At 61.4% G+C, this 12,537-nt stretch carries 14 protein-coding genes and 2 tRNA genes; 9 read left to right on the plus strand and 7 right to left on the minus strand.

Annotated features, from left to right (window positions below; translation table 11 throughout):
• Positions 1-72 precede the first annotated feature (72 nt).
• Positions 73-1,266: a nicotinate phosphoribosyltransferase gene (gene pncB / locus LDZ28_RS09680; RefSeq protein ID WP_244825843.1), complete on the minus strand. Its 1,194-nt coding sequence runs from the start codon at positions 1,264-1,266 to the stop codon at positions 73-75.
• 321 nt (positions 1,267-1,587) lie between these two features.
• Here pncB and fdxA point away from each other — a divergent pair, with 321 nt between their 5' ends.
• From fdxA to LDZ28_RS09695, 3 genes are all read left to right on the plus strand, one after another.
• Complete coding sequence (gene fdxA / locus LDZ28_RS09685; RefSeq protein ID WP_062633607.1) at positions 1,588-1,911, plus strand: ferredoxin FdxA; 324 nt, start codon at positions 1,588-1,590, stop codon at positions 1,909-1,911.
• Between the two features lie 140 nt (positions 1,912-2,051).
• A tRNA-Asn gene (locus LDZ28_RS09690) sits at positions 2,052-2,127 on the plus strand.
• Positions 2,128-2,230: 103 nt separating this feature from the next.
• A tRNA-Asn gene (locus tag LDZ28_RS09695) sits at positions 2,231-2,306 on the plus strand.
• Positions 2,307-2,386: 80 nt separating this feature from the next.
• Here LDZ28_RS09695 and LDZ28_RS09700 read toward each other — a convergent pair.
• The 3 genes from LDZ28_RS09700 to LDZ28_RS09710 are packed head-to-tail and all read right to left on the minus strand — an operon-like array spanning position 2,387 to position 5,111.
• Positions 2,387-2,971 carry an LUD domain-containing protein gene (locus LDZ28_RS09700; protein ID WP_244825844.1) on the minus strand — a complete coding sequence of 195 codons (585 nt, stop codon included), beginning with the start codon at positions 2,969-2,971 and terminating at the stop codon, positions 2,387-2,389.
• A complete protein-coding gene (locus tag LDZ28_RS09705; protein WP_244825845.1) occupies positions 2,968-4,371 on the minus strand; it encodes a lactate utilization protein B in 1,404 nt (467 codons plus the stop codon). The genes LDZ28_RS09700 and LDZ28_RS09705 overlap by 4 nt, the downstream gene beginning before the upstream one ends.
• Entirely contained in the window at positions 4,368-5,111 is a 744-nt protein-coding gene (locus tag LDZ28_RS09710; protein WP_244825846.1) for a (Fe-S)-binding protein, read from the minus strand. Before LDZ28_RS09710 ends, LDZ28_RS09705 begins: the two co-directional genes overlap by 4 nt.
• A 128-nt stretch (positions 5,112-5,239) precedes the next feature.
• Here LDZ28_RS09710 and LDZ28_RS09715 point away from each other — a divergent pair, with 128 nt between their 5' ends.
• The 5 genes from LDZ28_RS09715 to LDZ28_RS09735 all read left to right on the plus strand — a co-directional run bounded on the left by LDZ28_RS09715 (position 5,240) and on the right by LDZ28_RS09735 (position 8,948).
• Positions 5,240-5,986, plus strand: a complete 747-nt coding sequence (locus LDZ28_RS09715) for a FadR/GntR family transcriptional regulator (RefSeq protein ID WP_244825847.1) — start codon at positions 5,240-5,242, stop codon at positions 5,984-5,986.
• Positions 5,987-6,275: 289 nt separating this feature from the next.
• Positions 6,276-6,755, plus strand: a complete 480-nt coding sequence (locus LDZ28_RS09720) for a CreA family protein (protein WP_244825849.1) — start codon at positions 6,276-6,278, stop codon at positions 6,753-6,755.
• 266 nt (positions 6,756-7,021) lie between these two features.
• The gene (locus LDZ28_RS09725; RefSeq protein WP_244828092.1) at positions 7,022-7,708 is read left to right on the plus strand and encodes an AzlC family ABC transporter permease; all 687 of its coding nucleotides are present in this window, start codon (positions 7,022-7,024) and stop codon (positions 7,706-7,708) included.
• Complete coding sequence (locus tag LDZ28_RS09730) at positions 7,705-8,037, plus strand: AzlD domain-containing protein (protein ID WP_244825851.1); 333 nt, start codon at positions 7,705-7,707, stop codon at positions 8,035-8,037. The genes LDZ28_RS09725 and LDZ28_RS09730 overlap by 4 nt, the downstream gene beginning before the upstream one ends.
• Before the next feature lie 146 nt (positions 8,038-8,183).
• Positions 8,184-8,948, plus strand: coding sequence for a DUF4088 family protein (locus tag LDZ28_RS09735; RefSeq protein ID WP_244825852.1), 765 nt, complete (start codon positions 8,184-8,186; stop codon positions 8,946-8,948).
• Between the two features lie 24 nt (positions 8,949-8,972).
• Here the strand turns inward: LDZ28_RS09735 and LDZ28_RS09740 are convergent, their stop codons facing one another.
• The 3 genes from LDZ28_RS09740 to LDZ28_RS09750 form a co-directional block, all read right to left on the minus strand.
• On the minus strand, positions 8,973-11,138 hold the full coding sequence (locus tag LDZ28_RS09740; RefSeq protein ID WP_284503805.1) for an ATP-dependent helicase: 2,166 nt from the start codon (positions 11,136-11,138) through the stop codon (positions 8,973-8,975).
• A gap of 109 nt (positions 11,139-11,247) precedes the next feature.
• Positions 11,248-11,508 carry a hypothetical protein gene (locus LDZ28_RS09745; protein ID WP_244825855.1) on the minus strand — a complete coding sequence of 87 codons (261 nt, stop codon included), beginning with the start codon at positions 11,506-11,508 and terminating at the stop codon, positions 11,248-11,250.
• A gap of 73 nt (positions 11,509-11,581) precedes the next feature.
• Positions 11,582-11,956, minus strand: a complete 375-nt coding sequence (locus LDZ28_RS09750) for a hypothetical protein (RefSeq protein WP_244825857.1) — start codon at positions 11,954-11,956, stop codon at positions 11,582-11,584.
• A gap of 345 nt (positions 11,957-12,301) precedes the next feature.
• Here LDZ28_RS09750 and LDZ28_RS09755 point away from each other — a divergent pair, with 345 nt between their 5' ends.
• Complete coding sequence (locus LDZ28_RS09755) at positions 12,302-12,523, plus strand: RNA-binding S4 domain-containing protein (protein ID WP_244825859.1); 222 nt, start codon at positions 12,302-12,304, stop codon at positions 12,521-12,523.
• The last annotated feature ends 14 nt before the right edge of the window (positions 12,524-12,537 follow it).

Consider the following 12,537-nt stretch of genomic DNA (forward strand, 5'->3'; position numbering starts at 1 on the left):
GAGCGGTCTTGAGCGCGCGCACCTCGGCCGAAAGGCATAGGCCGCGCGCGGGAACAAAGCACGAACCAAGCGTCAGTCGGTCTCGCCCGCTTGCTTCTCGATGCCGAACACTTGCCTCAGATAAGCAAGATATGCCTTGTCGTCGCACATGTTCTTGCCGGGGGAATCGGAGAGTTTCGCCACCGGCTGACCATTGCAGCGAACCATCTTGATGACGATCTGCAATGGCTGATAGCCCAGGTCATTCGTGAGATTCGTGCCGACGCCGAACGCGAGCTGACAGCGCCCGCGGAAACGCTCATACAGTTGCAGCACCTTCGGAATATCCAGCGCGTCCGAGAACACGAGCACCTTGGTGCGCGGATCGCAGCGGTTTTCCTCGTAATGCCGGATGAGGCGTTCGCCCCAGTCGAAGGGATCGCCGGAATCGTGACGCGCGCCGTCGAAGAGCTTGCAGAAGTACATGTCGAAGTCGCGCAGGAACGCCTTCATGCCGTAGACATCCGACAGCGCGATACCCAGGTCGCCGCGATATTCCTTCGCCCACATCTCGAAGCCGAAGATCTGCGAGTCGCGCAGACGCGGGCCGAGCGCCTGACACGCTTGCAGGTATTCATGCGCCATGGTGCCGAGCGGACGCAAACCATGCTTCATCGCGTAGAACACGTTGCTCGTGCCCGCGAACTGTTCGCCGAGCCGCTCCTTGAGCGTTAGCACGACTTCCTCGTGCCATTGGCCCGAAAAGCGGCGGCGCGTGCCGTAATCGGCAATCTTGCAGTCCGAATATTCGGGCGGTGTGGCGAGCAGTTTGATCTTGTCGCGCAGACGTTCGCGTCCGGTTTCGTATTCCGGCTTTTTCTGCATATTGCGGAAATACACTTCGTTGACAATGGCCAGCACCGGAATCTCGAAGAGAATGGTGTGCAGCCAAGGCCCTTCTATTTCGATGTCGATCTCGCCGTTGCCCTTCTTCGACGGCGCGATGCGAATGGACTTCTCGTTCAGATGAAAGAGCGCGAGAAAGTCGATGAAGTCGCTCTTGATGAAGCGCATGCGCCGCAGATAGTCGAGCTCTTCTTCCTTGAAGCGCAGGTTGCAGAGTTGACGCACCTCGTCCCGAATCTCGTCGATGAACGGCACCAGATCCACTTCCGGCGTGCGGCAGCGAAACCGATACTCGACGTGCGCCGCCGGGAAATGATGCAGGACCACCTGCATCATGGTGAATTTGTAGAGATCGGTATCGAGCAGCGAATTGATGATCATGGTTCTGGCTTGTACATCGATGCAAGGATGCCCGCGCGCTGTATAGGCCGCTACCGACCGCTATTGACGAGACGCGCCGCGCGCTGTCCGTTCATGTTACCCGAATGCGTGCACGGCATCCTGCCGCCCCGGCCCTTTTAGGAAAGCCGCATACATTAATCACGAATCGATATAAGGCGCATGGCGCGGCGCTCGCGTCGCCTTTTACCGTTACGCTACAATATGCGTTTTGGCGAGCGAGCCGCGCACGGCCCTGTGCCGCTGCCCATATGGTCATCTAAAAACGCCGCCCTCCCCCGAATTGCGCATGCAGGAGCCTGAATGACTCACGTTGTGACCGAAAGCTGCATCAAGTGCCGCTACACCGATTGTGTGGACGTGTGCCCGGTGGATTGCTTCCGCGAAGGTCCCAACTTTCTCGCGATCGATCCGGACGAATGCATCGACTGCGCCGTGTGCGTGGCTGAATGCCCGGTGAATGCAATCTATGCCGAAGAAGACGTTCCCGGCGACCAGCAACACTTCACCGAACTGAACGCGGAACTCGCGCGCAACTGGCCGAGCATCACGAAGACCAAGGCGCCGCTGCCGGAAGCCGACGAATTCAAGGACGTGAAGGAAAAGCTGGATCTGCTGGAGCGCTAAGCGGCTGTATTTGCCGCCCTGTCATTTGTCGGACGCGCAGGATCAATCAATTTCGATGCAAAAAACCGTTATTGAATGAAGATTGAGCGTTGACAGCGCAGAAAGCGCTCCCTATAATTTCGTTTCTCTGCAGTAGATGTTCCCCGATAGCTCAGTTGGTAGAGCGCCGGACTGTTAATCCGTAGGTCCCTGGTTCGAGCCCAGGTCGGGGAGCCACTCAGTATTGAGCAGGTTCCAGACAGAATCAAAGGAAAACCCAGCCGAGTTGTGAGCTGGGTTTTTTGTCTCATCAGAGACTCGTTTCAAGCGTAGTAGCTGTTCCCCGATAGCTCAGTCGGTAGAGCGCCGGACTGTTAATCCGTAGGTCCCTGGTTCGAGCCCAGGTCGGGGAGCCACCCAGTTTCGTACAAAAAGCCCAGTCATTCGACTGGGCTTTTTTGTTTGCGCAAATAGCAGTAGCGCTCTTCTAAAGCATCTAAGCAGCAAGCCAGACAACCGTCAGCGATCGCACGCCCTGTGCGCCGCGAATCAGCACGCCCTCGATATCCGCAGTGGCCGAAGGCCCCGTCACCAGCACCGCATAACGGGCCGACTGAAAATCGGGTCGTCGATAAACCTGCTGCAAGCCTTCGACGAGCTGCGAAGGATCGAGCAGCACGACGAGATGCTGCACGATATAGCCGATTGAATTGACGACGTACTCCTTTTCGCTGAACCACACGGAGCCAGTCTCCGCCACGCCGAAGCGCCCTCTCACGACGCCCACATCGACATCCTGAAGCGACGACGGAACGGTATCGACCGTAATCGGCCGCGTGCCTTCGATTCCCGCCACCGCCGACGCCACCGCTGCGCCATCGCCGAAACGTTGCGCGATCATCGCGCCGACTTCGTCGAGGCTCTGCGCTTCCACGCATGTTCCACCCATGGCGATGAGCGCGGTTTCGAAGCGCGTGCGCAGATCGCCCTCGGGCGTCGCGAAGACGGGCACATCGGGAAGCGGACGCGAAGCGGGCTGCGCCGCGCGGATCTTCGACAGAAAAGCTTCGCGAGTCGTCATTTGGCGATCTTCCGGTTTTTCTTGTACCACTCGTGGAAGGTCTCGGCGGGCGCTTCGGGCAAGTCACGCTGCCGGCCCCAGATGTTGAGCGGGTTGTACAGCACGAAGTTCGGCAGCCGCTTGAGCGCGCCGCCAAGCGATGCCACCGTCGCGCGATAAAGCGTCGGGCTCGCGAGCAGCCGTCCCGCCATCTTCAACACTTCCTGTTTCACGAACGGCACTTCGTGGCGTTCGGCGATCACCTCGCGCCACTTGTAAATCTGTTCATGAATATTCACCTTTACCGGGCAGACGTTGGTGCAACTGCCGTTCATCGTCGAGGCAAACGGCAGGCTGCTGTAGCGCTTGAGATCGTGCGTCGGATTGATGATCGCGCCGATCGGCCCCGAATAGGTGCCGCCGTACGATAGCCCGCCGCTTCGCCGATACACCGGACACGTATTCATGCACGCGCCGCAGCGAATGCACTTGAGCGAGAACCAGAAGTCGTCGAGCGCGAGGCGTTCGGAACGGCCGTTATCGACGAGGATGTAATGCATCTCCGTGCCCGGCCGAGGCGCGCGAAAGTGCGACGTGTACTGCGTGATCGGCGAGCCGAGCGCGCTGCGCGAAAGCATGCGCACGAACACGCCGAGATCGGCAATACGCGGAATGATCTTCTCGATGCCGATGGACGCGATATGCAGCGGCGGCACGTTCGCCGAGAGATCCGCGTTGCCTTCGTTCGTGCAGACGACGACCGTGCCCGTTTCCGCCACCGCGAAATTGCAGCCCGTCATGCCGGCCGTCTTCTCGCGCACGAAGTACGGCCGCGTGTCCATGCGCTGGCTTTCGGCGAGATAGTGGATGTCGCTGTTGTCCGGATCGGTGCCGATCGTGCGTCCAAAAAGCTCGGCCACATCCGCGCGCAGCTTGTGCACGGCCGGCACGACCATATGGCTCGGGTCCTGGTGATCCAGCTGCTGAATGCGTTCGCCAAGATCGGTTTCCATCACCGTGATGCCACGCGGTTCGAGATAGTCGCGCATGTAGCATTCGTCGGTGAGCATGGATTTGCTCTTGACGAGCGTGGTCATGCCGCGTTCGCTCATCAGCTTGTGGACGAGCGCGTTGTGCTCTTCCGCGTTGGCCGCGAAGTGCACCACGACGCCGTTCTTCTCCGCCTGATCCGCGAACTGCGCGAGGTATTCGGAGAGATTGGACAGCGTATGTTCCTTGATGCCCGACGCGAGATTGCGCATCTCCTCCCATTCGGGAATACCGTGCGCCTGCGCGTCGCGCTTGCTGCGCAAGTCCCACAGCCGCTTGTCGTGGAACGCGACGTGATCCGGCTTCTGCAGAAATGCGCCCGCCGCCTTCGCGTGATCGATTCTCACCGACTTGCCCGAGGTCTTGCTCATGCGCGCGCTCCGTTGAGAACCTGCGCGATATGGATGAAACGCGCATCGAGTTTGAGACGCTCGGCGCATCCCTGCTGATGCATGAGACACGACATGTCGCCCGACACGATGTACTGCGCGCCCGCGCCGACGTGATCGCGTACTTTGTCCTGACCCATGCGCACGGACACGGCTTCCTCGGTCACGGAGAACGTGCCGCCGAAGCCGCAGCATTCGTCGGGTCGCGCGGGCGTGACGAATTCGATGCCCTTCACGCCTTCGAGCAGCGCGCGCGGCTTGGAAAACGGCGCCGCCGCCACTTCCGAATTCGACGTTTCGCGCAAGTGCCGCACCGCGCTGCAACTGTTGTGCAGCCCGACGCGATGCGGGAATTCGGCCCACGGAAACTCGCGCACCTGCAAGACGTCGTGCAGGAATTCGACGAGCTCGTAGGTGTTTTTTCTGACCTTCGATACCGCGCTCGTCTGTTCGATGGCCGTGAAGTGCTCGCGCACGTGATGCACGCAACTCGCCGATGGTCCGACGACGTAGTCGTAATCCGCGAAGTTGCGCGCAAACACGCGCTCGGCGCCGGCGGCTTCCTTGTGAGCGCCGCTATTGGCCATCGGCTGGCCGCAGCAGGTTTGATCCTGCGGGTAATCGACATCGAGTCCGAGGCGTTCGAGCAGTTCCAGCGTGGCGACGCCGATCTGCGGATAGAAGGCGTCGATGAAACAGGGCACAAACAGGGCGACTTTCATGGGATCCGAAACGGCGACTTGAGGATTGGGGGCCGGTTTTTGGTAAGCTTGGTCTGACCAAGACTTTAAAGAGATGGCTCTTTCGTGTCAAACTCCGAAAGTCCCGATTTACCTCCACTGCTCGAACGATGCCTTTTCAGCCCGTCCACTCGCATTCCTACGCCCGCGTGCGCTTGTCGGACGTGGTGTCGGGGCAGATACGCGAGCTGATCTCGAACGGCACGCTCCTGCCTGGCCAGCGCCTTCCAGCCGAGCGCGATCTGGCGGAACAACTCAACGTTTCGCGGCCGTCGCTGCGCGAGGCGCTTATTCGGCTGGAGTCGGACGGCTTCATCCGCGCGGTGGCGCGCGGCGGCTTCGTCGTGTCGGATGTGACGGCGCCGCTCGTGTCGCATCCACTCGCCGCACTCCTCGAACAGCAACCCAACGCCAGCGCCGATGTCCTCGAATTGCGTCATGGCCTTGAAACGCTGTCCGCTGCCTACGCCGCCGAGCGCGCCTCCGAGGCGGATCTGACGCGCATCGCCGATGCATTCCAGGCGCTCGAAGCCGCGGTGGCCGACAAGAGCACGCGCATTGCCGAAAAAGACGCCGCGTTTCATCTGGCTATCGCCGACGCCACGCACAACGTCGCGCTGGCGCACGTCATGCACGGTCTCAACGAATTGGTGCGCGAGTCCATGCTGACATCGCACCGTCTGGTCGATTACGACGATGAAGTCGAAGCGAACTTGCTCGCCCAGCATCGCGCCATGTTCGATGCCATCGCCGCCCGCGACCCCGCCCGCGCCCGCGAATGCGCCGGAGCGCATCTCGATTACGTGCGCACGCTGTATCGGGATCAGCCAGCGCGCAGGATTCGCGTGATGGAATGACCAATCGTAACGTGCCGGTAAGAGAGCATAGGATTGCGCCTACACGTATTTAGGACACACGCGGCTAACGCCGCGCGCGCTTCCTCGCGATACTGGAATCGTCAAAAACAACACGCGAAGGAGGTCGACATGCCTTACCTACTCGGATGGCTGCTCGGTGTGCCGGTCGTGGTTCTGGTGATCCTGTATTTGATCTTCCATTGAATCGCCGATTGGCCGAATGCTTGCGGGAAAACAGCAAGGGCGTCGATACAATACGACGCCCTTTCTCTTTTTCCGAAGGATCACGATGAACCGCACTCTCCTCACCGCTACCGCTGCGGCGCTCGTTACCTTGTTCGGCGCGGCAATAGCGCAGGCCGAGGAAATCGCGAGCGTCAACACCAATTTCCGTTTCACCGGTTCCGACCGCGTGACCGTCGAAGCCTATGACGATCCGCTCGTCGCGGGCGTTACCTGCTACGTGTCGCGGGCGCGCACGGGCGGCGTGAAAGGCACGCTCGGCATCGCGGAAGATCCGACGGAATCGTCTATCGCCTGCCGTCAGGTCGGGCCGATCAAATTCACTCAGCCGCTCAAGCAGAAGACCGATGTCTTCTCCGACCGCATGTCGTTCATCTTCAAGACGCTGCACGTGGTGCGCGTGGTCGACGCCAAACGCAATACGCTCGTCTACTTGACCTACAGCGATCGCATTGCGACCGGCAGCCCGAAGAACAGCGTGACGGCGGTGCCGGTTCCCGAAGGCACGATCATTCCCGTGAAGTGAAGGAAGTGAAGCGATGCGCGCGCCCCGCCGCGCCCACAATGAAGTTGTAAACTGTACGACTTGCCGGCAGGCTGGTTGAAACCGTCACGCGAGCCACGAGCGCCGCACGATCGTACAAGCCCGATGCGTACTGCATGCCTTATCCTCCCGGCGACCGATATGAATGCCCAAGCGCTCATATTGGCTTATAACGGAGGCACGATTTGAAAGCAGTATCCAGCCCCGCGCTGCGGGAATTCGCCGCCGGCGCGCGCGACACCATTCCAATGATGGTCGGCGCCGCGCCCTTCGGCGTCATCTTCGGCACGCTCGTCACGGCGAGCCCGCTCACGCTCTGGCACGGCCAGTTGATGTCGCTCGCGGTGTTCGCGGGCTCGGCGCAGTTCATCGCCATCGGCATGATCGCGGGACACGCGAGCTTCATCGTGATCTGGGCCACGACCTTCGTCATCAACTTGCGGCACGTCCTTTATTCGGCGACGCTCGCGCCTTATGTCGCGCATCTGCCCGCGCGCTGGCGCTGGGCGCTGTCGGGTCTGCTCACCGACGAAGTGTTCGCCGTCGCTTACGCGCATTACCAGAAGCGCGCGCCGGGCGAAATCGGCCCGCACTACTTCTTCGGCTCCGGCCTCTCGATGTATCTGAACTGGCAGCTGTGGACGCTCGTCGGCTTGCTCTTCGGCGCCGCATTCCCAGGGCTCAAGTCGCTCGGGCTGGACTTCGCGATGGTCGCGACGTTCATCGCCATCATCGTGCCGCAACTGGTGGCCGTGCGCTTCGTCGCGGCGGCGATTGCATCGGGCGTGCTGTCGTTCGCGTGGCAGGACTGGCCATACAAGCTCGGCTTGCTTGCGGCGGTGCTGGTGGGAATCGGAGTCGGCATGGCGATCACGCTGATGGAACGACGCAAGCGTGAATCGAACGGCGACGACCGCAAGGAGCGCGCACGATGACCACATCGAACTATGTGCTGCTGATTCTCGGCATGGCGCTCGTCACGTATCTGATCCGCGCGGCCGTCTTCGTGCTGGGCGAGCGGCTGCCGTTTCCGCCCATCGTGCGCACGGCGCTCGGCTTCGTGCCGGTGACGGTGCTGACCGCGATCATCGTGCCGATGACCGTCTCGCCGCATGGCAACGGCGCGGAAATCACGTGGCGCAACCCGCAACTCATGGCCGCCGTGGTTGCGGTGGCCGTGTGCGCGTGGACCAGGCGGCCCTTGCTTACCATCGGGGTGTCGCTCGCGGTTTTCTTCGTTTGGCAGTTCGTCGTCTTGCGTTAAAGGCTTCTTCGCGCAACGGCTTTCAGAGCACCCTCAAGTTCCCGGCTGTAACGCCGTTATCAGAAACGAATGGACTCCGCCGTCGAAGCGGACGCCAAAGGCATTTCCCGCCATCGGGCCATCCGAGCGCGGAACCGGGAACCAACATGCGTCAAATAACCCTATCGTTTCGCGACGAGACCATCGCTTCATTGCATCGCGACTATGAGGCGTTCATGCGCCTGTCGCTCAAGCTCGACCCGCAGTTCGTCACGCCGACGTTCGAGGACTTTCTGCGCGCCAAGCTGCTCGACAATCCGACGCCGCTGACCGAGCAGGCGGTGCAGCGCATGCTGTCGCAAGGCCAGTACGCGTGGGCCAAGCGCGCGCTCGACAAGGAATTTCCGGATGTCGTCGAGATTTTGATCCGACAGGCGGCCGAACACGGTTTCGCGTTCGCGATCCGCTCGGACTGGAACGCCGAGGATCTCGTGAAGGCATCGCGCGAATGGGCGACGGCCATCGTCACCGAGGCGAAGGGCGATGCTTCGCAAGTCGATGTGCTCGCCTCGCAGATCAAGTCGGCCGCCATGGATATCCGCGAAGTCGAGGAGAAGATGCAGACGCCCGCGTGGCGCCTCGCCGATTCGCTGCGTCAGCGCACCTATGAGACGAAGATCGCGGTGGAAAACAGCGTTGGCTCGAATGCGCGCGAGAAGCTCGGTGAATTGCGCTGTCTGCTGCGGCTCGGCATTTTTTATGGGTCGATTCAGAAACAGGAAGCGCAGCAGGTACTCGAATACATTCGCTCGCTGCGGCCGGAGTTGTTTGTCGATGAACCTTATGATGGGTTCACGCGGTTTGCCGCATGGCTGCGGAGCATCTTTGCGCCGGCGCCGCGCGTGCCGAAGACTTCGCGGGCGCAGCGTTAGGCGTGGACCGGGCGCCGCTTACCGCTAATCCCACATCCCCTTCAAGCGCGCCGCGATATCGATCTTCGCCTTAGCCGCGGCCGCGAGTCCCGCCGCCGTCGGCGCGGCGGCGACCGGAACCGGCGGCCACGCGGTGGCTTCGAAATTCTGCATCAGATGCTGCGGAATAAAGCGCGTGCGTTGCGCCCACACGTGCCGGTCGCCCAGATGCGTCTGGTTGTGCACGTAAAAGCGCTGCGGCGTGACGATATGCAGATCTTCCTTCGCGCGCGTCATCGCTACATAAAGCAGCCGCCGCTCTTCGTCGATTTCCTCGTCGCTACCCGTGCCCAGATCGGATGGAATGCAGCCGTCCACGCCGTTCAGCACGAAAACGTTGCGCCATTCCTGCCCCTTCGCCGAATGGATTGTCGAGAGAATCAAATAATCTTCGTCGATGAGAGGCACGCCGGACTCGTCGCTGGTCGCATCGGGCGGATCGAGCGTGAGTTCGGTGAGAAAGCGCTCGCGCGTGGGATAGGTCGACGCGATGCTCTCCATCTGCAATACGTCGCCAATACGAATGGCCGCGTCTTCGTGATTGCGTTCGAGATGCGGCTCGTACCATCGGCGGATCATTTCGAACTCCGCCGGCCAGCCGCTCTCGCGGCCGCAGAGCTTCGCCATCAGGCCGACGAAACGCGGCCAGTCTTCGCTGGCGCGGGCGGGCGCATGGAAGGCGGCAATCGCATTCGATGAACGTTCGGCTTGCGCCACGCTGTCCAGCAGCCGCCCGGCGATGGCCGGCCCGACGCCCGGCAGCAATTGCGCCACGCGAAAGCCGGCGACACGATCGCGCGGATTTTCCGCCCAGCGCAATACGGCGAGCACGTCCTTGACGTGCACGGAGTCGAGAAACTTGAGCCCGCCGAATTTCACGAACGGAATGTTCTTGCGCGTGAGTTCGATTTCGAGCGTCGCGCTGTGATGCGCCGCGCGAAACAGCACGGCCTGCGACTTGAGCTTCATGCCGCCCTCGCGCGCCTCCAGCACTTGCTCGACGATATAGCGCGCCTGATCGGCTTCATCGGCGACACTCACCACGCGCGGTTTTTGCGCCGATGCCTTGTCGGTCCAGAGGTTCTTCGTATAGCGCTCGGTGGCCATGCCGATCACCGCGTTGGACGCTTCGAGAATGGGCTGCGTCGAACGATAGTTGCGATCGAGCGTGACGGTCGCGGCGGGCGGGTCGAAGTGCCGCGGAAAATCGAGGATATTGCGCACCGTCGCGCCGCGAAACGAGTAGATGGACTGCGCATCGTCGCCGACGACGGTGAGGCCGCGGCCGTCCGGTTTCATCGCCAGAAGAATGGTGGCCTGAAGGCGGTTGGTGTCCTGATATTCGTCGACGAGCACGTGATCGAAGCGGCTCGACAGATCGGCGGCGATAGTCGGCTCAGCCGCGAGATGCGACCAGTAAAGCAAGAGGTCGTCGTAATCGAGCACGCTTTGCGTCTGTTTGGCCGCGACGTAGGCGGCGAAGAGACGCTTCAAGTCCGCCTCCCACTCGCGGCACCACGGATACGACTGATCCAGCACGGCGGCAAGCGAGGCGCCCGTGTTGACCACGCGCGAATAAATGCTGAAGCACGTGGACTTGGCGGGAAAGCGCTTCTCTTTCGACGATAACCCGAGCTCGTGGCGCACGAGGTTCATGAGATCGGCGGAGTCTTCGCGGTCGTTGATGGTGAACGACGGCGCGAGTCCGACGAGATCGGCGTAATCGCGCAGCAAACGCGCGCCAACGCTATGGAACGTGCCTGACCACGTGAGACCTTGCGCGATGGCCGCCTTGGTGCCAAGCGCGTTCATGGCGATGCGCGTGACGCGACGCGTCATCTCGACAGCGGCGCGGCGCGAGAAAGTAAGCAAAAGGATGCGATGCGGGTCGGCGCCTTTCACCAGCAGATGCGCGACGCGGTGCGCCAGCGTGTTGGTCTTGCCAGACCCCGCGCCCGCGATGACGAGAAGCGGTCCGCCGCAGCGGTTGGGTTCATCGACGCCGAATTCGACGGCGTGGCGCTGCGCCTCGTTGAGCTTGGCGAGATAGGCGGCGACCTGGGCTTCGGCTGCGTCGGCGGTGGCGGTTTCTTCAGGGAGCGTCAGCACGGGAAGAGGCGCAAAAAAGTGTGACGTGTACTGTATATCCATACAGACTGGAGACGCAAGGGTTTGCGCTCACCGGTTGGTTGGGCAAAAAAAAACGGCCCAGCGGGTTGCACCCGACTGGACCATTCGCACTACCCGAACAACCGTCCTGCTAATCCGCCTTTTTCGCGTTCTTGAGCTTCGCATCCGCAGCCGCTTCGTTCGCTTCCGACTGCGCTTCGGTTTTCTTCTTGTCGGCCTTGGCCTGAGCGACGGCCGCGTCCTTGTTGGCTTCGGCCTGCTTTTTCGATGCCTTCTTGTCCGCGCTGCTCGGCTGCTGATCGCTCGTCGTCTGCGCGAACGAAACCACTGAGACGCTCGCAAGCGTCCCGGCAATCACGGCGGCCAACACTGCATTCTTTGATCGAGTCATGGTGTGTCCTCCCTTTCTCAAGCCTCATGAAGCGCGCGCCACGGCACTGCGGCGCGCGTCCAACGCATCGAAATCAATGCTGCAAGCCCGTGTCCTTCGGCGTGTTGGATTCCGTCGCGTTCAACTCATCCTTGGCGGCGTCCTTATCCGCCTTGCGATTGATCTTCGCGTTACGCACCTGCTCCTTGTACTGCGCCTTCGCCTGCTTGTTCGCGGCCTTCAGGTCGGCCTGCGAAGCCTTCTTCGATGCCTTGTACTCCGCGTTCGCCTCGGCGTTCGCGTTGCGGCGCTGGACCAGCGGATCGGTCGGCGCGGGCGCGACGAGATTTTGCGGCGCAGGTGTCGCCGGTTGTGCCGGCACGGCGTCCGTGGTTTGGGCGAAAGCGCCCGAAGCGGCGGTCAGGGCGGCGAATGCGGTGCCGATCATCAGATTTCGAGTCTTAATCATGAGCGAGGTCCTCTCTTGGTTTAAGCGTCGGCGGCCATGAACTGCGATGACGCACGACTTTTGTCGATTGGAAAGATGACCGAAGCTGTATCGATCAAACTATCGGACTCGGCGATGCGCGTCCAAGTTCGACGAACCGAGTCGTTGTTACCGACCGTTTCATCTGGCTACAATTGCCATCGCGCCTGCTTTCAATACGATGACAGCGCGCGCCGAAGTCCGTCATGCACCAGCACGGCGCGTGCCCAGCTATTCGAGGGCGGCCACTGGTTTATCATTGACGCCTCCGCCCCGAATTCATCTCGAATCCACCTCGAATCAACCCGAGTAACCTCCGCGCCCGCCATGCCACCGCTTCAATTCACCCTTACGGGCGACTACGTCGAACTTCATAACTTGCTCAAGCTGATGGGGCTCGCCGACAGCGGCGGCTCCGCGAAAGCGCGCGTTGCCATGGGCGATGTCCGCGTCGACGGCAAAGTCGAGATGCGCAAGACCTGCAAGATTCGCGCGGGTCAGGTCGTCGCGCTCGATGGTCAGAAGATCCAAGTCCGCGCGCCGGAATAAACCGTCGCCACGAA

Origin of the sequence: Caballeronia sp. TF1N1 (assembly GCF_022878925.1) — a bacterium.
In the GTDB taxonomy this organism is placed as follows: Bacteria; Pseudomonadota; Gammaproteobacteria; order Burkholderiales; family Burkholderiaceae; genus Caballeronia.

Excerpts from the sequence above, each read along its gene's own strand:
- pncB (WP_244825843.1), bottom strand. The coding sequence starts at position 1,266 with ATGATCATCAATTCGCTGCTCGATACCGATCTCTACAAATTCACCATG.
- fdxA (WP_062633607.1), top strand. The coding sequence starts at position 1,588 with ATGACTCACGTTGTGACCGAAAGCTGCATCAAGTGCCGCTACACCGAT.
- LDZ28_RS09700 (WP_244825844.1), bottom strand. The coding sequence starts at position 2,971 with ATGACGACTCGCGAAGCTTTTCTGTCGAAGATCCGCGCGGCGCAGCCC.
- LDZ28_RS09705 (WP_244825845.1), bottom strand. The coding sequence starts at position 4,371 with ATGAGCAAGACCTCGGGCAAGTCGGTGAGAATCGATCACGCGAAGGCG.
- LDZ28_RS09710 (WP_244825846.1), bottom strand. The coding sequence starts at position 5,111 with ATGAAAGTCGCCCTGTTTGTGCCCTGTTTCATCGACGCCTTCTATCCG.
- LDZ28_RS09715 (WP_244825847.1), top strand. The coding sequence starts at position 5,240 with ATGCCTTTTCAGCCCGTCCACTCGCATTCCTACGCCCGCGTGCGCTTG.
- LDZ28_RS09720 (WP_244825849.1), top strand. The coding sequence starts at position 6,276 with ATGAACCGCACTCTCCTCACCGCTACCGCTGCGGCGCTCGTTACCTTG.
- LDZ28_RS09725 (WP_244828092.1), top strand. The coding sequence starts at position 7,022 with ATGATGGTCGGCGCCGCGCCCTTCGGCGTCATCTTCGGCACGCTCGTC.
- LDZ28_RS09730 (WP_244825851.1), top strand. The coding sequence starts at position 7,705 with ATGACCACATCGAACTATGTGCTGCTGATTCTCGGCATGGCGCTCGTC.
- LDZ28_RS09735 (WP_244825852.1), top strand. The coding sequence starts at position 8,184 with ATGCGTCAAATAACCCTATCGTTTCGCGACGAGACCATCGCTTCATTG.
- LDZ28_RS09740 (WP_284503805.1), bottom strand. The coding sequence starts at position 11,138 with ATGGATATACAGTACACGTCACACTTTTTTGCGCCTCTTCCCGTGCTG.
- LDZ28_RS09745 (WP_244825855.1), bottom strand. The coding sequence starts at position 11,508 with ATGACTCGATCAAAGAATGCAGTGTTGGCCGCCGTGATTGCCGGGACG.
- LDZ28_RS09750 (WP_244825857.1), bottom strand. The coding sequence starts at position 11,956 with ATGATTAAGACTCGAAATCTGATGATCGGCACCGCATTCGCCGCCCTG.
- LDZ28_RS09755 (WP_244825859.1), top strand. The coding sequence starts at position 12,302 with ATGCCACCGCTTCAATTCACCCTTACGGGCGACTACGTCGAACTTCAT.